Raw genomic sequence first — 21,608 nt, forward strand, 5'->3', positions numbered from 1 at the left:
CGGCCGTGCAACATCGCGTCCATAGCGTCACCAGCGGGTTACCAAGTGAAGGAGAGCACTCAGTGGCAGAAACGACCTCAGACGACATCTTCAAGCTGATCAAGGACGAGAAGGTCGAGTACGTCGACATTCGGTTCTGCGATTTGCCCGGCGTCGTCCAGCACTTCTCGATCCCGGCCTCGGCGTTCGACGAGAGCGTGTTCGAGGACGGTCTCGCGTTCGACGGTTCGTCGGTGCGCGGCTTCCAGTCCATCCACGAGTCGGACATGATGCTGCTGCCCGACCCCGCGACCGCGCAGATCGACCCGTTCCGCGCCGCCAAGACGCTGAACCTCAACTTCTTCGTCCACGATCCGTTCACCCGTGAGGCGTACTCGCGCGACCCGCGCAACGTCGCCCGCAAGGCAGAGAACTACCTCGCCAGCACCGGGATCGCCGACACCTGCTTCTTCGGCGCCGAGGCCGAGTTCTACATCTTCGACTCGGTGACCTTCGACTCGAAGATCAACGGCACGTTCTACGAGATCGACTCGGAGTCGGGCTGGTGGAACACCGGTGAGCCGTTCGAGTCCGACGGCAGCCCGAACCTGGGCTACAAGGTGCGTCCCAAGGGCGGCTACTTCCCCGTCGCCCCGTACGACCACTACGTCGACCTGCGCGACGAGATGGCCACCAACCTGCAGAACGCCGGGTTCGTGCTCGAGCGTGGTCACCACGAGGTGGGCACCGCCGGTCAGGCCGAGATCAACTACAAGTTCAACACGCTGCTGCACGCGGCCGACGATGTGCTGCTGTTCAAGTACATCATCAAGAACACGGCGTGGAAGAACGGCAAGACCGTCACCTTCATGCCGAAGCCGCTGTTCGGCGACAACGGTTCGGGTATGCACGCCCACCAGTCGCTGTGGAAGGACGGCAAGCCGCTGTTCCACGACGAGTCCGGATACGCCGGCCTGTCGGACATGGCGCGCCACTACATCGGCGGCATCCTGCACCACGCGCCGTCGCTGCTGGCGTTCACCAACCCGACGGTGAACTCCTACAAGCGTCTGGTGCCGGGCTATGAGGCGCCGATCAACCTGGTGTACAGCCAGCGCAACCGCTCCGCCTGCGTGCGTATCCCGATCACCGGCAACAACCCGAAGGCCAAGCGCCTCGAGTTCCGTTGCCCGGACAGCTCGGGCAACCCGTACCTGGCGTTCGCGGCGATGCTGATGGCCGGCATCGACGGCATCAAGAAGAAGATCGAGCCGCTGTCGCCGGTCGATAAGGACCTCTACGAGCTTCCCCCGGAGGAGGCCGCCAACATCCCGCAGGCGCCGACGTCGCTGGCGGCGGTGATCGACAAGCTCGAAGAGGACCACGAGTACCTCACCGAGGGCGGCGTGTTCACCGAGGATCTGATCGAGACCTGGATCTCGTACAAGCGTGAGAACGAGATCATGCCGGTCCAGATCCGTCCTCACCCGTACGAGTTCTCGCTCTACTACGACGTGTAAGTCGTTGTAAGGCAATAGGATTCGCCCGCCCGGTCACCGACCGGGCGGGCGTTTCTCATTGCGGCGTCCACGTCGCCGGGTCGATCCTGCCGCCGTAGACCGGCAGCTCGATCGGCACGTCGGTCTCGGTGAAGGGTGACCACGGCCGCGTCACCCCCGCCGTGCCGTGGCGTCGGGTGCGGCCCACCTCGTCGAGGTCGATGGTCGCGGCGAGCACGGTCGGCTCGGCGCCCACCGCGGCCGCGAGAATGCGCCCCTGCGGGTCGACGAGCAGGCTGCGACCCTGCCCGCGCGGCGTCGCCGCGTTCACACTCGCGACGAACACCTGGTTCACGATCGCGTTGGCCTGGACCAGCACCACTTCCTGCGCGCGGTCCGCGGTCGGTGTGAGCACGACGTTGAGCAGGAGTTCGGCACCCATCCAGGACAGTTGGCGCGACACCTCGGGAAACCACGCGTCGTAGCAGACCGTCAGCCCGACGGTGGCCTGCTCGATCGGCACGGTGACGAACTCCCGGCCCGGCTCGGTGGTCTCGACAGGGCGCCACGGGAAGGCCTTGCGATAGACGGCCGCCAGCTCGCCGGTCGGCGCGAACACCACCATCGTGTTGTGGATCCGGCCGTCGTCGGAGCGTTCCAGGATGCTGCCGGGGGCCACCCACACACCGAGTTCCCCGGCCAGTTCGCCGACCGCGCGGCACAGCGGCCCGTCGAGCGGTTGCGCGTGGTTCTCCGTGCTGGCCGGGTCCCACGGGTCCCAGTCTCCGAGCAGATGCTGCTCGGGGAACACGAACAGCGACGTCGCCGGGTACTGGCGGGTCAGCAGCCGCAGATCGCGACCGAAGTCGGCAGCGGTCGTCGCGGCGTCGTGCTGGACGAGGGCCAGGGACAGTTCTCGTGACATGGCATCCATTGTGGTCATGACTGCTGATGCAGTTTCGAACCCAGACAAAGCGGCAATCTGCCCGGCATGGCTCTGCGCGTCGGCGTGACGGGACCCACCGGTGAGATCGGCAAGGCGGCCATCGCGGCCTTGGAAGAACACGCGGGCGTCGAGGCCATCGTCGGCATGGCCCGCCGTCCCTTCGATCCCGCCGCGCAACACTGGACGAAGACCACCTACCGCCAGGGCGACATCCTCGACCGCGACGCCGTCGACGCGCTCGTCGCCGACGTCGACGTGGTCGTCCACCTGGCCTTCATCATCATGGGCAGCCGCAGCGAGAGCGCACGCGTCAACCTGGCCGGCACCCGCAACGTCTTCGAGGCGACCGTCGCCGCCGCCCGGCCCCGCCGCCTCGTCTACACCTCGTCGGTGGCCGCCTACGGCTACCACGCCGACAACCCCGTGCCGGTCACCGAGGACGTCGCGCCGCGCGGGTCGGCCGAGCACTACTACTCCGAGCAGAAGGCTGCGTGCGAGGCGGCGCTGACCGAGATCACGTCCGGTTCCGATCTCGAGGTCTACGTGCTGCGGCCGTGCATCGTCGCCGGTCCGCATGCGCCGGCCCTTGCCGACGCGATGCCGTGGAACAAGCTGCCCGGGCCGGTCCGGCGCATCTCGAAGGCCCTGCCGGTACTGCGGCCGTTCCCCGATCCGGGCACCCCGCTGCAGCTCGTACACCACGACGATGTCGCCGCTGCCATCGCACTGGCGGTGACGACGCGGACGGCGCCGCCCGGGGCGTACAACATCGCCGGCGACGGTGTGGTGTCGATGTCGCAGGTCGGTGAGGCGTTCGGAGCGTTGCCGATCAAGGTCCCCCGGGCCGCGGCGGTCGTCACGTCCGAGGTCCTCTCGGCCCTGCCCTTCCTGCCCTCGGCGCTGGAGTGGCTGCACGCCGGGCGCACCTCAGTGGTGATGGACACCGGGAAGGCGAAGTCGGAGCTGGGATGGCACCCGCGCTACACCTCGGCGGAGACGCTCGAAGCTCTCGCCAGCACGCTGCACTGAACATCCTCACAGCTCGATCTGGTGTCGATCAAAGCCGCTGCGGGTAGAACCGAGCGGTGACAGATGTAGCCGAGAAGGTGAGTCCGCCTGAGCACATGGACGTCCGCTCACGCAACCTGGTGTTCACCGCGGTCGTCCTCGGGATGTTGCTGGCTGCACTCGACCAGACGATCGTCGCCACCGCTCTGCCGACCGTCGTCGCCGATCTCGGTGGCGCCGGCCATCAGGCCTGGGTGGTCACTAGCTATCTGCTCGCGTCGACGATCGTCACCGCGGTGGTCGGCAAGCTCGGCGACATCTTCGGCCGCAAGCGGATCTTCCAGGTTGCCGTGCTGCTGTTCCTGGTCGGTTCGGTGCTCTGCGGGCTGGCCCAGTCGATGGGCATGCTCGTCGCCTCGCGGGCGCTGCAGGGTATGGGTGGCGGCGCGATCACGGTGACCGCGGTCGCCGTCATCGGCGAGGTCATCCCGCTGCGCGAACGCGGTCGCTATCAGGGTGCGCTGGGCGCGGTGTTCGGCGTCACGACGGTCATCGGCCCGCTGCTGGGCGGGCTGTTCACCGACCACCTCACCTGGCGCTGGGCCTTCTGGATCAACGTGCCGGTGGCGGTCGTGGTCCTCGGTATCGCGGCGGTGGCCATCCCTGAGCTCGCCCGCACCGCGCGGCCCGTGCTCGACTACGCCGGCATCGTGCTGGTCGGTCTCGGCGCGGCCGGATTGACGCTGGCGACCAGCTGGGGCGGCACCACCTACGCCTGGGGGTCGGTGACGATCATCGGCTTGTTCGTGGTGTCGGTGGCGGCGCTGGTCGCGTTCGTGTTCGTCGAACGCCGCGCGGCCGAACCGATACTGCCGATCCGGCTGTTCGGCAATCCGGTCTTCACGGTCTGTTGCGTGCTGTCGTTCGTGGTCGGCTTCGCGATGCTGGGCGCGTTGACGTTCCTGCCGACGTTCATGCAGTTCGTCGACGGTGTCTCCGCGACCGAGTCCGGCTTGCGGACGTTGCCGATGGTGCTCGGCCTGCTGGTCACCTCGCTGAGCAGCGGTGTGATCGTCGGCCGGACCGGGCGCTACAAGATCTTCCCGATCGCGGGCACCGCCACCATGGCGCTGGGTTTCGTGCTGCTCTCGCGCATGGAGGCCGACACGTCGACTCTCGTGGAGTCGCTGTACCTGCTCGTGCTGGGTGCCGGGATCGGCATGAGCATGCAGGTGCTGGTTCTGGTCGTGCAGAACACCGTCGACTTCACCGATCTGGGGGTCGCCACCTCGGGCGTCACGTTCTTCCGCACCATCGGGAGCTCGTTCGGCGCCGCGATCTTCGGATCGCTGTTCGCGAACTTCCTCGACGACCGTCTGCCGGCGGCGATGGCGCGCAGCGGGGCGCCTGCGGAAGCCGCGACCTCCCCGCAGGCGTTGCACCGGCTGCCCCAGGAGGTGGCGGCCCCGATCATCGACGCGTACGCGGATTCGCTGAGTCGCGTGTTCTTGTTCGCGGCGCCGTTCGCTGTGGTCGGACTGGTGCTGGCGTTGTTCCTCAAGCAGGTGCCGCTGCGCGACGCCGCCGCGGCGGGCAGCACCGACATGGGCGAGGGGTTCGGCATGCCGACGACCGCGACCCCGGAGAAGCTGCTCGAAGTGGCGGTCGGCCGGTTGCTGCAGCGCAGCCACGGCGTGGATCTCGACGCGGTGGCCCGGGCGGCGCACAGCCGCCTCGACGTGCCTCGGCTGTGGGCGACGATGCAGGTCTACCGGTATGCCGCCGCGACGGGCGCGGCCCATCTGGACGACATCGCCGAGGAGCGGCGCGTGCCACCCCAGATCCTCGAACCCACGTTCAACCGTCTCGTCGCCGACGGCTTCGCCACCCGGGTCGGCGACGCGTACTCGCTGACCGCCGCGGGTGCGGCCGAGGTGAACAGCGCCCGCGACGTCATCGCGTCGTGGATCACCGACATGCTGGCCCGGTCTCCGGAGTTCGAGGGCCGTCCCGATCGCCTGCAGGTGCAGGGGGCGCTGGACCGCCTGGCCCGCAGCGTGCTGCTGGAACGTCAGTCCCCGCGGGCGGAGACGCGGCCGATGAAGTTGGGCTCACCGCCGCGACCGCCGGTGTCCGATCTACAGACCACCAGGATGCGGGCGCTGTCGGCGCCGCCGGCGGCCGAGCCACCCACCCGCCCGTTCCGATCACACGCGACAATGCGGGATCGCCCACCCGTACGTCATCCGGACCGCGGTCCGCTCCGTTAGTCTGCGTGCATGACGCAACGACTCGACGCCCGACTGTCCGCGTACTCCTCCCCTGTCCTGAGCATCTTCCGCATCGTGACCGGCGTGCTGCTGCTGCTGCACGGCACCATGAAGGTGTTCGGCTGGCCGCTGGGCACGGCGGTCCCGGCAGGCACGTGGCCGTTCTGGTTCGCCGGAATCCTGGAGATCGTCCTCGGCGCTCTGATCACGGTCGGATTCGTGACGCGGATCGCCGCGTTCATCGCCTCCGGCGAGATGGCGGTCGCCTACTTCTGGCAACACTGGGCGCTGTTCAGCGGGGCGCCGGCGAGTTTCTGGCCCTTCGACCCCCAGATGGGCGGTAACGGCGGTGAACTGGCGGTGCTGCTGTGCTTCGCGTTCCTGCTGTTGGCAACGACCGGCGGGGGCGCTTGGTCAGTCGACGGGCGACGACGGGGCACAGTGGTCGCGCGGCGATGACGTCGCCTTTGCTCCCGACCGCGCCCCGCTAGCGAACGCCGCTGGCATCCGAGTTTGCAGACACGAGGAAAAGATTCGCTGAACGCCACTCTTTTTCGTTGCTGAGGTCCCTAGGATGACCCGATATTGACCGTGTTGGCAATTGTCGGGGGGTAGCACTGTGGGGTCTTCTTCTAAGCACGTGGGCAGGATCGGCGCACTCGCGTTCGCCCTGGGCGTCGGGATCGGGATCGGCGCCACTCCGGGCGTCGCCTGGGCCGACGACTCCGGGGACAGCACACCGTCGGTGAGCGCGAACACGGATACGGCGCCGTCGGCGGCGAAGGACACGAAGACCGACGAACAGAAGCCCGCCCGGAAGTCGAAGAGGGCCGGCAGAGCCGACACAGACACCGACACTGACGCCGATGCAGGCACCCCGTCGCGGCACCGTCCGCTTCGCACTGTCCGCGAGGACGCGCCGGTGAAGACCCCGAAGGTCGAACGGACCCGCGTGCGCAGCACTGAGCCGGACGACGACGCGGGGCCCGCGGCGACGGTCACCCCGGCGCCGGCGAAGGTCGTCGCCGCCGTCGCGGAGGTCCATGTCGTACCGGCCGATGTCGTGGCCCCAGCGAGCGACACCGCCGAACGGGCCACCGCGACCACCCGGGTCCGGCTCGGCGAACTGCTCTCCTCCGTCCTGAACCCGAAGGACGCCCCGGTCGCGCCGGTGGCCTCGCCGGCGATGTGGCTGCTGGCCGCAGCTGCGCGACGTCAACTGGGTCAGACCGACCAGGTGACCATGGCGAGCCTGCGATCCGCCGTGGTCGCCGAGCAGCCGGTCGTCAACCCGCCCGACGATGCCGGTGTGGTCACCGGAGAGGTCGTCGTGCCCGACGCCGAGACCGCCGTGGCCAGTGGTCCGAGCAAGGGCACCGTGGTGGTGTCGGTCAGCGGCGACACGGTGTCCTTCACCTACACCCCCACCAAGCAGGCGCGCCACGCCGCGGCCGCTGTGGGGGCCGACCCCGCGCTCAAGGCCGACAGTTTCGTGCTCACCGTCGTCGACGGCTCCGGCGACATCACCACCGTGCCGATCACCGTCGAGATCGCACCGGCCAACACCCCGCCCACCATCCAGCTGACGAAGCCGCGCCTGTCGCCCTTCGGAAGCGCGGAGGTCCGCTCCTCGATTCGCGTCCGTGACGCCGACGGTGACGCCTACACGTTCACGCTGTCCCCGACGGCCAAGGGCGGCACGGTCACCATCGACGAGGACGGGCACATGTCGTACCTGCCCACCGACGAGGCGCGGCACGCCGCGGGTGCCTCCAATGCCACCGAGGCGGACAAGACCGACACCTACACCGTGACGGTCGCCGACGGATACGGCGGCGTCACCGTCGTGACGGTCACGGTGCCGATCAAGCCCGACAACATCGATCCCGAGGTCAAGGTCCGCACCCGGACATCGCCATTCAGCTCCACGGTGACCGGCGTGGTCATCGCGAAAGACCCCAACGGCGATCCGCTGACCTACGAGGTGGGCGACACCAACAAGGGCGGCACCGTGGTGATCGACCAGCGGGGCCGGTTCACCTACACACCGTCCCCGCAGGCCAGGCATGCGGCAGCTGCCGACAACGCGTCGCAGCTGGACAAGCAGGACAGCTTCGTCATCACCGTCACCGACGATCACGGCGGTGTCACCAAAACCCTTGTCACCGTTGCGGTCAAGCCCGCCAACGTGGCACCCACGTCGGCGTCGGTCAAGGACGTGTTCACCAATCCGAACACCGGCGTGGTCACCGGCGCGGTCACCGCCGTCGACGCCGACGGAGACTCGTTCACCTACCGCTCTGCGTCCACGACCCGCAAGGGCACGGTCTCGGTCGCCGCGGACGGCACGTTCGTCTACACACCCTCGGAAGCGGCTCGCGCACAGGCCAGTCGGCCGTTCGCACCGCGCAGCGCCAAGATCGACAGCTTCCGCGTGACCATCGACGACGGCCATGGCGGTACCACCACGCTGACGGTGCGGGTCGGCATCGCGCCGCTGGGCGGGGACAACCATGCGCCGGTCGACGGCACGTTCAGCACGGGCGCACCGAACGTGTTCACCGGCAAGGTGACCGGAACGGTGACGGCCACCGATCCGGACCAGGACTCGTTGTCCTACAGCGGAACCGGGCTCACCCCCAAGGGCAGCGTGGTCGTCAACGCCGACGGCACGTTCACCTACACCCCGAGCGCTGCGGCACGTCACCAGGCCGGTGCGGACAACGCCACCGAACAGGACAAGGTGGACACGTTCGTCGTCACCGCGTCCGACGGTTTCGGTGGCACCCTGGCGGTCCCGGTGACGGTGTCGATCAAGCCGTCGGCGAATCGCGCGCCGTCGCAGCTGTCCTACACCAGCACCACCGACGACGCCACGGGTCTGGTCAGCGGGCAGGTGTCCGCCAAAGACGCCGACGGGGATCTGCTCACCTACCGGGGCACCGCGGTGACCGAGAAGGGCAGCGTGGTCGTCACCAGCACCGGCGGATTCACCTACGTGCCGACCGACGCTGCGCGCGCAGCGGCCGGTGCACCGAAGGCGCCGTTGTCGGACCGCCGTGATGCGTTCACCGTCACCGTCGACGACGGCCACGGCGGCACGTCGGACATCACGGTGCGCGTCACGATCGTGCCGACGACGGTGACGTCAGTCCTCTAGCCCCATGTCCGAGCGGAAGCGGCGCATGCCGTCGATCTTCTGCTCGAGCGTGGCGGCCGGACCGCTGTAGAACATCCACGGCATCGTGATGATGCCGGTGACGCCGCCCGCCTCGGCCCGCGCGTAGTGCTCGGGAGTGAAAGCGTCGCTGAGCGGGGTGATCGCCTCGAAACCGGCCATGTCCGAGCCGTTCTCGGCACGAATTCGGCGCAGCGTGGCGATCCGCTCGAGGGCCTGGTCGGTGGTGATCAGATCGCCGATCCAGCCGTCGTGCCGTGCGGCGCGGCGTAGCGCGATGTCGGACAACCCGCCGACGTAGACGGGGATGGGCGGCGGCGTGGGTTCCATCTCGAGGCGGGGTGCGGTGTAGAACTGGCCGGAGTGCTCGGTCCAGCCGGGCGCCCACAGCTCCTTCATCAGCTCGAGCATCTCGTCGGTACGTCTGCCGCGTCGTTCGAACTGCTGGCCGAGCAGCTCGAATTCCTCACGGCACCAACCCACTCCGATGCCGAGCTCGAGGCGGCCGCCGGCCAGCACGGCTGCGGTGCCGATCGCCTTGGCCGCCGAGTAGGGGTCGCGCATCGCAGGCAGGTACACGGTGGTGACGAAGCGCAGACGAGTGGTTTGTACGGCGATGGCGCCGATCATCACCCACGGGTCGGGCCAGTCGGTGAAGGCCTCCCAGCGCCGGCTGCCGTCCGCGGTGTAGGGGTACGGCGTCTGCAGGGTCTCGAGGTTCACGACGTGGTCGGGAATGCCGATGCCGTCGTACCCCAGTTCGTCTGCGGCGCGGGCCAATTCGATCGCTTCGGAGGTTTCCTGGAAGGCGATCGACACGTATACCTTCATGCGGATCTGCCGGCGTCCCGCGCCCAGGCCGGCATGATGAACACGCCCTCGGCCTCGACGGTGGCCCCGTCGGCGTCCTTGAGCTGGCCGCGGGCGAAGGTCTTCACCCCCTCGCTGCGCTCGACGAAGCCCTCCGCCCGCAACGGTCCCAGCGGGGTACCGCGCACGTAACGCAGGCTGATGGTGCCGGTGAACTTCGGCAGGTTCAACCCCTCGCTGGCCACTTCCCCGAGCAGATGGTCGAGGAGGAGCGCACAGATACCGCCGTGCACCCGCCCCGGCGGACCCTCGTACATGGGGCCGAGGGTGAACTCACTCCAGCAGGAGCCGTCGGGTTCACGGTGCACCTCCATCGGTGGCGCGATGGCGTTTCGGAGCCCGATCGCGGGGTTGCCCCATACGACGGCGCGGCCGGTGTCGGCGTGCCGAAGCGTCGATCGCGTGGTGCGCACCTTCTGCTCGAGCAGAGCGTGCGCCTCTTCGAGGTGTTCAAGGGCGAGCAGGACGGTCGAATCGTCGACGTCGGTGTGGATGCCCACATCGATGAGAGCACGCAGCGCGTCGGTCAGCGGATCGAAACGACGGCGGTGCTCGTCGTACTCCTCCGCGCTGATCGTGTCGAACGTCAAGTCCATCTATGTTTCTTAGCATTGCTGGACTGCTGTCCAGCGGCCGGGCTGGGCAGACGCCCCACTAGCCCCCGAACACCTTGCGCACCACGGCCTTCGCACGCCGGGTGACCCGCAGGTAGTTGTCGAGGAATTCGCCGCCGTCGCCCTCGGGCCAGCCGGCGGCCACCGCGACGGCGTTGAGCAACTTGCCCGGCCCGGGCAGCTGATCGGTGGGCTTGCCACGCACCAGCACCAGGGCGTTGCGGGCCCGCGTGGCGGTCAGCCACGCATCACGCAGCAGCTCGATGTCGCCCTCGGCGATCAGCTCAGCGGCCCCGATCGCGTTCAACGTGTCCAGCGTCGAGGTGGTGTGCAGCGCCGGGATCTTGTGCGCGAACCGCAACTGCAGCAGCTGCACCGTCCACTCGATGTCGGCGAGCCCGCCCCGGCCGAGCTTGGTGTTGGTGTTCGGGTCGGCGCCGCGGGGCAGCCGCTCGGCGTCCACGCGTGCCTTGATGCGGCGGATCTCCTGCACCGCCTCGGCCGACACCCCACCCGCGGGATAGCGGGTCTTGTCGATCATCAGCAGGAAGCGCTCCCCCAGCTCCAGGTCGCCGGCCACCCGGTGGGCGCGCAGCAGCGCCTGGATCTCCCACGCCTGCGCCCACTGCGAGTAGTAGGCCTCATAAGACGCCAACGTGCGCACCAGAGGCCCCGAGCGGCCCTCGGGCCGCAGGTTCGCGTCGACCTCCAGCGGCGGGTCGGCGCCCGGCGTGCCGAGCCGGGCGCGTACCTGTTCGGCCACGGTGACCGACCATTTCACCGCGACGGACTCTTCGACTCCGTCGCGGGGTTCGCACACGAACATCACGTCGGCGTCCGAGCCGTAGCCGAGCTCGCGCCCGCCGAGGCGCCCCATCCCGATCACCGCGATGCGCGCCGGCGGCCCGCCGGCGGGCGTGTTCGCCCGGATCACCGCATCCAGGGCGGCCTGCAACACCGCCACCCACATCGACGTCAGCTGCGCGCACACCTCGGTGACGTCGAGCATGCCGAGCAGGTCGGCAGAGGCGATGCGCGCCAGTTCGCGCCGGCGCAGGGAGCGCGCCGCGGAGATCGCGCGAATCGGGTCGCTGTGCCTGGCGGCCGAGGCGACCAGGGAGCGGGCCACCCCGTCGGTGTCGACGTCGCACAGCTTGGGCCCGTTCGGCCCGTCGGCGTAGAGCTGGATCACCTCGGGTGCCCTCATCAGCAATTCCGGCACGTACGCCGAGGTGCCCAGCACGTGCATCAGTCGCTTGGCCACGGCGCCCTCGTCGCGCAGCGTCGCCAGATACCACCGTTGGTCGGCCATCTGGTCGCTGAGCCGGCGGTAGTTCAGCAGACCGGCGTCGGGATCGGGGGTGTCGGAGAGCCAGTCCAGCAGGGTCGGCAGGAGCACCTGCTGCACCCGGCCCCGCCGGCCGCCGCTGCTGGTCAGGGCCGCCAGGTGGGTCAGCGCACTCTGCGGTCCCTCGTAACCCAGTGCGGCGAGCTGCCTTTCGGCCGACTCGGCGCTCATCACCTCGGAGAGTCCGAGCGCCGTCTCGCCGACGGATTCCAGCAGCGGCTGGTAGAAGAGCTTGGCGTGCAGCCGCGACACCCGGTGGCTCTGCCGCTTCAGTTCCTCGCGCAGCACCCCCAGCGCGTCGTGACGGCCGTCGGGCCGCACGTGCGCGGCGCGCGCCAGCCAGCGCATCGCCTCGTCGTCGTCGTCCTCGGGCAGTAGGTGGGTGCGCTTGAGCCGCTGCAACTGCAGACGGTGTTCGAGTAGTCGGAGGAACTCGTAGGACGCCGTCATGTTGGCCGCGTCGTCACGTCCGATGTAGCCGCCGTCGCCGAGGGCGGCCAGCGCGTTCACGGTGGACGCCACGTGCAGCGACTCGTCGAGCCGCCCGTGCACCAATTGCAGGAGTTGTACGGCGAATTCGACATCGCGCAGCCCGCCCGTGCCCAGCTTCAGCTCACGGGAGCGCACTCCGGCGGGCACCAGCTCGACGACACGGCGGCGCATGGCCTGCACGTCGGGGACGAAGGCCTCACGCTCGCTGGCCGTCCACACCATCGGCATCAGCGCCTCGACGTAGCGGCGACCGAGGTCGGCATCACCGGCGGCGGGCCGCGCTTTGAGCAGGGCCTGGAACTCCCAGGTCTTGGCCCAGCGCTCGTAGTAGGCGACGTGGGAATCCAGGGTGCGCACCAGCGGACCCTGCTTGCCTTCGGGCCGCAGCGCGGCATCGACTTCGAAGAACGCGTCGGACGCGAGCCGCATCATCTCCCCGGCGATGCGGGTGGCCAGCGCCAGCCTGCTGTGCGAACCGTCGTCGGTCACGAAGATGACGTCGACGTCGCTGACGTAGTTCAGTTCTCGCGCGCCGCATTTGCCCATCGCGATCACCGCGAGCGGCGGCGGGGCCTCCTCTTTTCGCTCCCCGCACACCGCGCGGGTGGTGACGGTCAGCGCTGCCTGCAACGCCGCGTCGGCGAGGTCGGACAGGTGCTCTGCGACGACGGTGAAGGGCAGCACCGGTTCGTTCTCGACGGTCGGCGCCACGTCGAGGGCGGCCAGCACGAGCAGCCGATCCCGGTAGAGGGTGCGCAGCGCAGGCGCAGCAGCCGTTGCGCCGCTTACCTTTTCGGCGACGTCGGCGAACATCCGCACCAATTCGGCGATACTCGGCAGACGCACCCGGCCGGCCAGCAGGCGCCACGAGTGCGGATTGGCCACCAGATGATCGCCGAGCGCCAGCGAGGAGCCGATCACGGCGAACAACCGGCCGCGCAGCGGCTTGTCGGTCAGCAGCGCGGCGTCGAGCTCGGCCCAGTCGCGGCCGAGCGCCTCGGAGAGCCGCACCACCGTGCGCAGCGCACTGTCGGCGTCCGGTGCCCGCGAGAGCGACCACAGCAGCTCGACGTGGGCGTCGGTGTTCCACCCGAGCTGATCGAGATCGGCCTGCGCGGTCTTCTCGACGAGCCCGAGTCGGCCGACACCGGGCAGCTTGGGACGCTGCGTCGCGGGTTTGGCCATACCGGTGAATCTAGCCCGGCCCGTTCGCAGTTAGAGCGACAGGTAGTTCTTCAGCTCGAACGGCGTGACGGTACTGCGGTAGTTCTCCCATTCGGCGCGCTTGTTGCGCAGGAAGAAGTCGAAGACGTGCTCGCCGAGTGCCTCGGCGACCAGCTCGGAGTTCTCCATATCGGTCAGCGCCACCCCGAGGCTGCCGGGCAGCTCCTTGTAGCCCATCGCCCGTCGCTCTTCGGGCGTCAGGCTCCACACGTTGTCCTCGGCCTGCGGGCCCAGCACGTAGTTCTTCTCGATGCCGCGCAGGCCTGCGGCCAGCAGCACGGCGAATGCGAGGTAGGGATTGCAGGCCGAATCGGGGCTGCGCACCTCGACGCGGCGCGACGAGGCCTTGTGCGGCGTGTACATCGGCACCCGCACCAGAGCCGAACGGTTGGCTGCGCCCCAGGACGCCGCGGTCGGCGCCTCGCCGCCGTGCACCAGCCGCTTGTAGGAGTTCACCCACTGGTTGGTGACGGCACTGATCTCCTGCGCATGCTCGAGAATGCCTGCGATGAACGACTTTCCGACCTCGGAGAGCTGCAGCGGGTCATCCGGGCTGTGGAAGGCGTTGTTGTCGCCCTCGAACAGGCTCATGTGGGTGTGCATCGCTGAGCCCGGGTGTTCGGCGAACGGCTTGGGCATGAACGAGGCCCGCACGCCGTCACCGAGGGCGACCTCCTTGACGACGTAGCGGAACGTCATCACGTTGTCGGCCATCGACAGCGCGTCGGCGTACCGCAGGTCGATCTCCTGCTGGCCGGGGGCGCCTTCGTGGTGGCTGAACTCGACCGAGATGCCCATCTGCTCCAGGGCGTCGATGGCGTGCCTGCGGAAGTTCGGGGCCGAATCGTGCACGGCCTGGTCGAAGTAGCCGCCGTTGTCTGCGGGCACCGGCGGGGTGCCGTCGTCGGGGCCGGGCTTGAGGAGGAAGAACTCGATCTCGGGGTGCACGTAGCAGGAGAAGCCGAGGTCGCTGGCTTTGGACAGCTGGCGACGCAGTACGTGCCGGGAGTCGGCCCACGACGGTGATCCGTCGGGCATGGTGATGTCGCAGAACATGCGCGCCGAGTGGTGCTCACCGGCGCTGGACGTCCACGGCAGCACCTGGAACGTCGACGGGTCGGGCCGGGCCACCATGTCCGCTTCGGACACCCGGGCGAAGCCTTCGATCGACGATCCGTCGAACCCGATGCCCTCCTCGAACGCGCCCTCCAACTCGGCGGGAGCGATCGCGACCGACTTGAGGTATCCGAGCACGTCGGTGAACCACAACCGGACGAAGCGGATATCGCGTTCTTCCAGCGTGCGCAGCACGAATTCCTTCTGCCGATCCATGACCGAAGCCTAATTTCCGCCTGTTAATTCCGTGTTACGACGCGGCTAGCAGCGCAAACCGGCGGGCGGCGGCGTGAGCGCGGTGAGGTAGTCGACGACGGTGGTGTCGACGCACCGGTCGCCGTTGAACACGACGGTGTGCTGCGGGCCGTCGAACGTGACCAGTGGGGCGCCCAACTGCCGGGCCAGATCGACACCAGCCTGGTACGGCGTGGCCGGATCGCCCGTCGTGGACACGACGATGACCTTGCCGGGCCCGGGTGAGGTGGCGGCGCCGACGACCGGGGTGGGCGGCACCGGCCAGAGCGCGCACGTGTTGCGCGGGGCGAAGCCGGTGAACTGTCCGAACGACGAGAACGGAGCCGCGGCGCGGATGCGCCTGTCCGCGTCGGCCCAGACGGCCGGATCGTCCGGATAGACCGAGTCCAGGCAGCGGATCGCGGTGAACGCGTCCTGCCGGTTGCTGTAGTGGCCGGTGCGGTCGCGCTGCTGGTAGTCGTCGGCGAGCAGGAGCAGGTCGACGGGGTCGGTGCCGCGCGACAGCCCGAGCAGGCCACTGGTGATGTACGGCCAGTACCGGGGTGAGTAGAGCCCGGACACCGTCCCGGTGAACGCGTCCTGATAGCTCAGCCCCCGCGGGTCCGACGTGGCGGCCGGCCGGGCGGCCAGCGGGTCGATCAGCTGGTGATAGCGCGTGACGGCCTGAGCCGGATCGGTGCCCAGCGGGCAGTCGGCGTCGGACATGCAGTCGGCGGCGTACCGGTCGAAGGCCTTCTGGAAGCCGGCCATCTGGTTGACGCTCGCGGTGATCGGATCGAGGCTGGGGTCCACCGCACCGTCGAGGACCATGGCGCGCACCCGGTCGGGGTAGCGGCCCGCGTAGAGGGCGCCGAGCTGGGTGCCGTAGGAGAAGCCGAGATAGTTGATCTGCGCGTCGCCGAGTGCTTCGCGGACGGTGTCCATGTCGCGCACGGCGACGGCGGTGCCGATGTTGGCCAGGTAGTCGGCGCCCATCGCGGACAGGCACTGGCCGGCGAAATCACGCAGCACGCCTTCGATCTGGGCGACGCCGGCGGGGCTGTAGTCGGTCATCGGCTGGGCCCGGTAGGCGTCGAACTGCGCGTCGGTACGGCAGCGCAGCTGCGGGGTCGAGTGTCCGACGCCGCGGGGATCGATACCGACGAGATCGAACTGCTCCGCGATCGGCGAGCCGGCCAGGGATGCGCCCATGTCGGCGACGGTGTCGACGGCCGAGGCGCCCGGTCCGCCCGGGTTCACCAGCAGCGGACCGATGCGCCGGCCGCTGGCTGGAATCTTGATGACCGCCAATTGTGCTTGTGCGCCATCGGGTTTCGCGTAGTCCACCGGTACCGAGATGGTGGTGCATCGAGCAGTGGGGATGCGGGAGGCGTCCTTGACGACGTCGGCGCACGTCCCCCACGACACCGCCGATGCTGGTGCCGGCGCTGCGGACGGCTGCGCGGCCGCGGGCGGGCACAGCGCAGCCGTCATGACGCACACAGCTGCTATCGCCCGTCCCACCCGCCACATGGGAGTCCATGCTGTCACGCGATGCCACGCGCGGCTTCGGATGGGGCCCAACGGTGACCGGGCTGTTATCAGGCGTCCAGCTCGTAGGTCAGCCAGCTGGACTTCTCGGCCCCGATGCCGTCATAGAGACGCTGGGCGGTGACGTTGTCCGGCGCCGTCTCCCACACCAGCTTCTGGGCTCCCCGCTCGCGGCACAGCTGCAGACAGCGGTCGATCAGCGCCCGACCGGCACCGGTCCCCCGGGTCTGCTCGGTCACGAACAGGTCGTTGAGCACTCCGACGCGCGCGGCGTAGAGCGTCTGCCACGTCCAGAACACCGTCGCGAAACCCACGGCGGCTCCGGCCTCGTCACGAGCGATCAGCTGCAGGCCTTCTCGCGGGTCGGCGATCAGGGCCCGCATCATCGCGGTGAGGTCGGCGTCGGCGGGATCGACACGGTAGAAGTCGCAGTACCCACGCATCAGCGGCATCAGGTCGGGCAGGTCGGATTCGCCCACGACGGTGATCGTCAGCATCGGGCACCGGCCGGCGGCACAGTCAGGTCGAGCAGGTACTGGGTGGCGATGTCGTCGACGCAGGCGTTGCCCTGCAGGGCGACCGTGTGCTGGGTGCCCTCATAGGTCAGGAGGCTCCCGCCGAGCTGCTTGGCCAGGTCGACACCGGCCTGGTACGGGGTCGCGGGATCGTTGGTCGTCGAAACCACCAGGACCGGCGGCAGCCCGTTGACCTTGATCTCGTGGCGCTGACTGGTGGGCGGCACCGGCCACATCGCGCATGTGCCCAACGGCGCGTATCCCGTGAACGTGCCGTAACTCATGAAGGGCGCGGCGTCACGCAGTCGCCGGTCCTGGTCGACGAGCGTGGCCCGGTCGGTGATCGCGGGTTTGTCGACGCAGTTGACGGCGACGCGGACGTCGGTGGAGTTGTTGTAGTGGCCCTGGGCGTCGCGGCCCATGTACAGGTCGGCCAGCGAGAGCATGGTGTCGCCGCGGCCTTCTTTGATCTCGGTCAGCGCCTGGGTCAGGTGCCGCCACAGGTTCGGCGAGTAGAGCGGCAGGATCGTGCCGACCACCGCGTCGGAGTAGCTCAGGCCGCGGGGATCGGCGGTGGCGGCGGGCTTGTCGACCAGCGGCCAGACCAGGGACTGGTAGACCTCGACGGCCTTGGCCGGATCGGTGCCCAGCGGGCAGTTCTCGTCCTTGGCGCAGTCTGCGGCGTAATCGTCGAAGGCCTTCTGGAACGCGGCGGCCTGGCGGATGTCGGCCTCGAGCGGGTCCGCGTTCGGGTCGACCGCACCGTCGAGGATCATCGCCCGCACCTTGTCCGGGTAGGCCTCGGCGTAGCCGGCGCCGATGCGGGTGCCGTACGAGTACCCCAGATAGGTCAGCTTCTCGTCGCCGAGGGCCTGGCGCAGCGCGTCGAGGTCCTTGACCACGCTGACCGTCCCGACGTTGGCGAGGAAGTCCTTACCCATCTTGTCGACGCAGCGCTGGACGAACTCCTTGGTCAGTTTCTCCATGTGCGCCACGCCGTCGGGGGTGTAGGCCACCACGTTGTCGGCGCGAAGCCGGTCGTTGTCGGCGTCGCTGTTGCACCACACCGCGGGTGAGGAATTCGCGACGCCGCGCGGGTCGAAGCCCACCAGGTCGAACTTCTCGCGCAACGCTTCGGGCATGGTCGCGAGCATGTTGGCGGCGGCGTTGACCCCCGATTCACCGGGTCCGCCAGGGTTGATGATCAGCGAGCCGATCTTCTGACCGGTGGCCTTGAACCGCACCACGGCGAGCTGGGCGACCGCGCCCTCGGCGCTGTCGGGGTTGTCCCAGTTCACCGGGACGGAGAGCAGGCCGCATTCGGCACCGGTGGGGATGCGGGAGCGATCGGACGGCCCGACGGCCTTGCATGCGCTCCACTGGATCGGCGAACCGGGGCGCGGGACCGCGAGCAGGGCACGGCCGTCGACCACCTTGCTGCAACCGGCAACGAGCAGCATGACCGCCGCGAGGACGAGGCCGGATCTCGCGATCCCGGTCATGAGCTTCATGGCAACACATGCTGCCATGAACCGGCATCTGCGCTGGCAAGGCGCGGTCGGAGCGCCTACTTGGTCGCGTTCAGCAGCTCTTTGAGCGCAACGTCGAAGTCATCGGCCATGTCCCACAGGTCCGGCAGTAGCTCGGGGCAGCTCACGATGCCGACGTCGAGGTTGCCCGACAGCGACATCACGGTGATGTTCAGTCCGGACCCGTGGAAGATCGGCCCCAGCGGGTACATCGCTTCCACGCCGCAGCCCAGCATGTAGAGCCTGCCCTGGGGTCCAGGAACATTCGACACCACCAGGTTGTGCACCGGACGGGCACCACTGAGCCTGCTGCTGGCGTAGACCCTCATCGCCGCGCCGAACACCGCGGGCGCGGCGAACTGCGTCCAGTCCTGCAGCAGGGTGGCTGCGATCGCCGAACTGTGTTGTTTGGCAACGGTATTGGCTTCCGCGATGGCCTTGAGCCGCTCGACGGGGTCGGCGATGTTGGTTTCCAGCCGGGCGAACATCCCCGACACCTGGTTGCGGCCGGGCCGGTCGGACTTCTCGTGCACCGACACCGGCACCATCGCGATCAGCGAGTTGTCCGGCAGTTCATCCCGGTCGAGCAGGAACGTGCGCAGGACACCGGAGACCAGGGCCATCACCACGTCGTTGACCTTGACCCCGAAGTGGTTCTTGACGGTCTTGATGTCGTCGAGGTCCAGATGGGCGAACGCCACGTTGCGATGCCCGGTCACGTTGGCGTTGAACGCGGTCTTCGGCGCGATGAACGGCGGCGCCATCGTCTGCCCGCTGCGAACCCGGCGGACGGTGTCGATCACCGTGGTCAACGTGTTCGGCACCGCGTTGACCAAGCCCAGCGGGCGGCTCACGAAGCGCGCGGCGCCGCTGAGGGCTATCTCGAGATCACTTCCGCCGCCGGGACCGGCGACGGGCTCCGGCGCGGGGGCATCGGGCTCGGTGGTGCACAGCTTCGACATCAGGTTCGCGCCCGTCACGCCGTCGACAGCGGCGTGGTGCACCTTGGTCATCACCGCGATGCGCTGACTTGCGCTGCCATCGTCGGGGTCGCTGCCGAGGTTCTCGATCACCCACATCTCCCACAGCGGGCGGGTGCGGTCCAGCGGCAGGGACGCGATGTGTCCGCAGATCTCGGCCAGCTCGCGCGGGCCACCCGGGGACGGCAGGCCCATCCGGTGCAGATGCCGGTCGACGTCGAAGTCCTTGTCGTCCACCCACACCGGGTGGTCGAGGTTGAAACGGTTGTCGGCCAGCCGTTCACGGAACTCGGGCATCGCGCGGATGCGTTCGGCCAGCAGGTCACGCAGCTTGGCGAACGAGTAACCGCCGGGCATCGTGGACGCGTCCAGCTCGAGAATCGAGCACACGTGCAACGGCTGCGCCGCGGTCTCGAGGTACAGGAAACTGGCGTCGAGCCCGCTGAGCCGTTGCATCCGCCGATCGTAAGCGCGCCGCAGGTGGATGTGAGCAAATCCACTTAACGCGTTGTTCAACTTCTGGTGACGTGATGGCAGACTTGACGGGTCAGCGGAACCCGGGGACCCAGAGCGGCCTCGAGGATCCGAAACGACCACCCATCTGGAGACATCGATGTCTGAACAGAGTGTGTACGGGGCTGCCACCCACACCGCTGCTCCGCGGACCAAGGTCCGCACTCATCACCTCGCCAAGTGGAAGCAAGAAGGCCACAAGTGGGCGATGTTGACCGCGTACGACTTCTCGACCGCCAGGGTGTTCGACGAGGCCGAGATTCCGGTGCTCCTCGTGGGCGACTCGGCGGCCAACGTCGTGTACGGCTACGACACCACGGTCCCGGTGACCATCGACGAGCTGATCCCGCTGGTGCGTGGCGTCGTCCGGGGTGCACCGCATGCGCTGGTGGTGGCCGACCTGCCGTTCGGCAGCTACGAGGCCGGTCCGGCACAAGCTCTGGCGACGGCCACCCGATTCCTGAAGGAGACCGGCGCGCACGCGGTGAAGCTCGAGGGCGGCGAGCGGGTGGCGGAGCAGATCGCCACCGTGTCGGCGGCCGGAATCCCGGTGATGGCCCATATCGGCTTCACCCCGCAGAGCGTCAACGGCCTGGGCGGGTTCAAGGTGCAGGGCCGCGGTGACGGCGCCGAGCAGACCATCCACGACGCGATCGCCGTGCAGGAGGCCGGTGCGTTCGCGGTGGTGATGGAGATGGTTCCCGCTGAGCTCGCCACGCAGATCACCGGCAAGCTGACCATCCCGACCGTCGGCATCGGCGCCGGCCCCAACTGCGACGGCCAGGTGCTGGTCTGGCAGGACATGGCCGGCATGACCAGCGGCCGCACCGCGAAGTTCGTCAAGAAGTTCGGCGCCGTGGGCGATGAATTGCGCCGCGCTGCAGCACAATACGCAGCCGAGGTGGCCACCGGAGCGTTCCCCGCCGAGGAACACTCCTTCTGACCGTCAGGCGAAGTCGGGGGTCCGCTTCGCCAGGAACGCATCCACACCCTCGCGGCCGTCGGCGGATTCGGCGCGCTGGGCGATCAACCGACCTTCGGCCTCCATCTGGGCCTCGAGCCCGTTGCCGAAACTGTCGTGCAGCAGCGCCTTGACGCCACCGTTGGCACCGCCGGAGGTGGCCAGCATCGCGGTGGCGAGCTCGTCGGCGCGGGACGCCAGCGCGTCGTCGGCGACCACCTCGGTCACCAGACCCCACTGCAGCGCCTCCTGGGCCGACAGCCTGCGATTGGTCAGCATCAGTTCCTTGGCGCGCGCCATCCCCACCAGGCGCGGCAGCAGATAGGTGGCGCTGCCGTCCGGCGTCAATCCGACTCGGGTGTAGGCCATCGTGAAGGACGCCGACTCCGCGGCCAGGGTGAGATCCCCGAGCACCGCCAACGAGAACCCGGCGCCCGCCGCGGCACCGTTGACCGCGGTGATCACGACGGCGTCGCAGCGCGCCAATGTCGAGATCGCGCGGTGCAGGTCGTCGGCGACGCCCTTGAGGTGGCGGCCGCGGTGCGGCGCGGAGGCGAAGTCGTTGAGATCCCCTCCGGCGCTGAAGAAGCGGCCGGCGCCGGTGATGACGACGACTTTCACGGTCGGGTCGTCGCATGCGGCGGCAGCCGCCGCGAGCTCACGCGCCATCTGGGCGTCGATGCCGTTGGCCGCGTCGGGCCGGTTCAGCGTCAGCCGCACCAGCCCCTCGCTGCGGTGCACGTCGATGGTGTGGAAGTCGCTCACACCGGCGACGGTATCG

General features: G+C 68.8%; 16 protein-coding genes. 6 read left to right on the plus strand and 10 right to left on the minus strand.

Annotated features, from left to right (window positions below):
• Positions 1-62 precede the first annotated feature (62 nt).
• On the plus strand, positions 63-1,499 hold the full coding sequence (gene glnA, locus DMB80_RS15045; protein ID WP_046362830.1) for a type I glutamate--ammonia ligase: 1,437 nt from the start codon (positions 63-65) through the stop codon (positions 1,497-1,499).
• A gap of 55 nt (positions 1,500-1,554) precedes the next feature.
• Here the strand turns inward: glnA (DMB80_RS15045) and DMB80_RS15050 are convergent, their stop codons facing one another.
• Entirely contained in the window at positions 1,555-2,403 is an 849-nt protein-coding gene (locus DMB80_RS15050; RefSeq protein ID WP_111510650.1) for a carbon-nitrogen hydrolase family protein, read from the minus strand.
• A 66-nt stretch (positions 2,404-2,469) separates the two neighbouring features.
• On the opposite strand from DMB80_RS15050, the gene DMB80_RS15055 reads away from it, so the two are divergent.
• The 4 genes from DMB80_RS15055 to DMB80_RS15070 all read left to right on the plus strand — a co-directional run bounded on the left by DMB80_RS15055 (position 2,470) and on the right by DMB80_RS15070 (position 8,862).
• Positions 2,470-3,453: an NAD-dependent epimerase/dehydratase family protein gene (locus DMB80_RS15055; RefSeq protein ID WP_111510590.1), complete on the plus strand. Its 984-nt coding sequence runs from the start codon at positions 2,470-2,472 to the stop codon at positions 3,451-3,453.
• Between the two features lie 95 nt (positions 3,454-3,548).
• A complete protein-coding gene (locus DMB80_RS15060) occupies positions 3,549-5,702 on the plus strand; it encodes an MDR family MFS transporter (RefSeq protein ID WP_111510591.1) in 2,154 nt (717 codons plus the stop codon).
• A gap of 9 nt (positions 5,703-5,711) precedes the next feature.
• Positions 5,712-6,161 (plus strand): DoxX family protein, encoded by a 450-nt coding sequence (locus DMB80_RS15065; RefSeq protein ID WP_111510592.1) that lies wholly within the window; start codon positions 5,712-5,714, stop codon positions 6,159-6,161.
• Between the two features lie 181 nt (positions 6,162-6,342).
• Positions 6,343-8,862 carry an Ig-like domain-containing protein gene (locus DMB80_RS15070; protein ID WP_111510593.1) on the plus strand — a complete coding sequence of 840 codons (2,520 nt, stop codon included), beginning with the start codon at positions 6,343-6,345 and terminating at the stop codon, positions 8,860-8,862.
• Here DMB80_RS15070 and DMB80_RS15075 read toward each other — a convergent pair.
• The 8 genes from DMB80_RS15075 to DMB80_RS15110 form a co-directional block, all read right to left on the minus strand.
• Entirely contained in the window at positions 8,851-9,711 is an 861-nt protein-coding gene (locus tag DMB80_RS15075) for a TIGR03619 family F420-dependent LLM class oxidoreductase (protein ID WP_111510594.1), read from the minus strand. The genes DMB80_RS15070 and DMB80_RS15075 overlap by 12 nt on opposite strands.
• Positions 9,708-10,346: a PaaI family thioesterase gene (locus DMB80_RS15080; RefSeq protein WP_111510595.1), complete on the minus strand. Its 639-nt coding sequence runs from the start codon at positions 10,344-10,346 to the stop codon at positions 9,708-9,710. Before DMB80_RS15080 ends, DMB80_RS15075 begins: the two co-directional genes overlap by 4 nt.
• Positions 10,347-10,404: 58 nt before the next feature.
• Complete coding sequence (locus tag DMB80_RS15085) at positions 10,405-13,389, minus strand: bifunctional [glutamine synthetase] adenylyltransferase/[glutamine synthetase]-adenylyl-L-tyrosine phosphorylase (protein ID WP_111510596.1); 2,985 nt, start codon at positions 13,387-13,389, stop codon at positions 10,405-10,407.
• A 30-nt stretch (positions 13,390-13,419) separates the two neighbouring features.
• Positions 13,420-14,760 (minus strand): type I glutamate--ammonia ligase, encoded by a 1,341-nt coding sequence (gene glnA / locus DMB80_RS15090; protein ID WP_111510597.1) that lies wholly within the window; start codon positions 14,758-14,760, stop codon positions 13,420-13,422.
• Between the two features lie 45 nt (positions 14,761-14,805).
• A complete protein-coding gene (locus tag DMB80_RS15095; protein WP_240431211.1) occupies positions 14,806-16,272 on the minus strand; it encodes an alpha/beta hydrolase in 1,467 nt (488 codons plus the stop codon).
• A 107-nt stretch (positions 16,273-16,379) separates the two neighbouring features.
• On the minus strand, positions 16,380-16,808 hold the full coding sequence (locus tag DMB80_RS15100; RefSeq protein WP_240431212.1) for a GNAT family N-acetyltransferase: 429 nt from the start codon (positions 16,806-16,808) through the stop codon (positions 16,380-16,382).
• A gap of 11 nt (positions 16,809-16,819) precedes the next feature.
• On the minus strand, positions 16,820-18,355 hold the full coding sequence (locus DMB80_RS15105; RefSeq protein ID WP_205538694.1) for an alpha/beta hydrolase: 1,536 nt from the start codon (positions 18,353-18,355) through the stop codon (positions 16,820-16,822).
• A 56-nt stretch (positions 18,356-18,411) separates the two neighbouring features.
• The gene (locus DMB80_RS15110) at positions 18,412-19,809 is read right to left on the minus strand and encodes a WS/DGAT/MGAT family O-acyltransferase (protein ID WP_111510599.1); all 1,398 of its coding nucleotides are present in this window, start codon (positions 19,807-19,809) and stop codon (positions 18,412-18,414) included.
• 157 nt (positions 19,810-19,966) lie between these two features.
• Between DMB80_RS15110 and panB the strand changes: the two genes are divergently transcribed.
• The gene (panB, locus tag DMB80_RS15115; RefSeq protein WP_111510600.1) at positions 19,967-20,809 is read left to right on the plus strand and encodes a 3-methyl-2-oxobutanoate hydroxymethyltransferase; all 843 of its coding nucleotides are present in this window, start codon (positions 19,967-19,969) and stop codon (positions 20,807-20,809) included.
• Positions 20,810-20,812: 3 nt separating this feature from the next.
• Here the strand turns inward: panB and DMB80_RS15120 are convergent, their stop codons facing one another.
• Positions 20,813-21,592: an enoyl-CoA hydratase/isomerase family protein gene (locus tag DMB80_RS15120; protein ID WP_111510601.1), complete on the minus strand. Its 780-nt coding sequence runs from the start codon at positions 21,590-21,592 to the stop codon at positions 20,813-20,815.
• Positions 21,593-21,608 lie beyond the last annotated feature (16 nt).

Source organism: Mycobacterium kyogaense (assembly GCF_003254575.1).
GTDB classification, from domain to species: domain Bacteria; phylum Actinomycetota; class Actinomycetes; order Mycobacteriales; family Mycobacteriaceae; genus Mycobacterium; species Mycobacterium kyogaense.

Bases quoted from the DNA above. Each gene is read 5' to 3' on its own strand.
- DMB80_RS15050 (WP_111510650.1), bottom strand. From the start codon at position 2,403: ATGTCACGAGAACTGTCCCTGGCCCTCGTCCAGCACGACGCCGCGACG.
- DMB80_RS15055 (WP_111510590.1), top strand. From the start codon at position 2,470: ATGGCTCTGCGCGTCGGCGTGACGGGACCCACCGGTGAGATCGGCAAG.
- DMB80_RS15060 (WP_111510591.1), top strand. From the start codon at position 3,549: ATGGACGTCCGCTCACGCAACCTGGTGTTCACCGCGGTCGTCCTCGGG.
- DMB80_RS15065 (WP_111510592.1), top strand. From the start codon at position 5,712: ATGACGCAACGACTCGACGCCCGACTGTCCGCGTACTCCTCCCCTGTC.
- DMB80_RS15075 (WP_111510594.1), bottom strand. From the start codon at position 9,711: ATGAAGGTATACGTGTCGATCGCCTTCCAGGAAACCTCCGAAGCGATC.
- DMB80_RS15080 (WP_111510595.1), bottom strand. From the start codon at position 10,346: ATGGACTTGACGTTCGACACGATCAGCGCGGAGGAGTACGACGAGCAC.
- DMB80_RS15085 (WP_111510596.1), bottom strand. From the start codon at position 13,389: ATGGCCAAACCCGCGACGCAGCGTCCCAAGCTGCCCGGTGTCGGCCGA.
- glnA (WP_111510597.1), bottom strand. From the start codon at position 14,760: ATGGATCGGCAGAAGGAATTCGTGCTGCGCACGCTGGAAGAACGCGAT.
- DMB80_RS15095 (WP_240431211.1), bottom strand. From the start codon at position 16,272: ATGACGGCTGCGCTGTGCCCGCCCGCGGCCGCGCAGCCGTCCGCAGCG.
- DMB80_RS15105 (WP_205538694.1), bottom strand. From the start codon at position 18,355: ATGAAGCTCATGACCGGGATCGCGAGATCCGGCCTCGTCCTCGCGGCG.
- DMB80_RS15110 (WP_111510599.1), bottom strand. From the start codon at position 19,809: ATGCAACGGCTCAGCGGGCTCGACGCCAGTTTCCTGTACCTCGAGACC.
- panB (WP_111510600.1), top strand. From the start codon at position 19,967: ATGTCTGAACAGAGTGTGTACGGGGCTGCCACCCACACCGCTGCTCCG.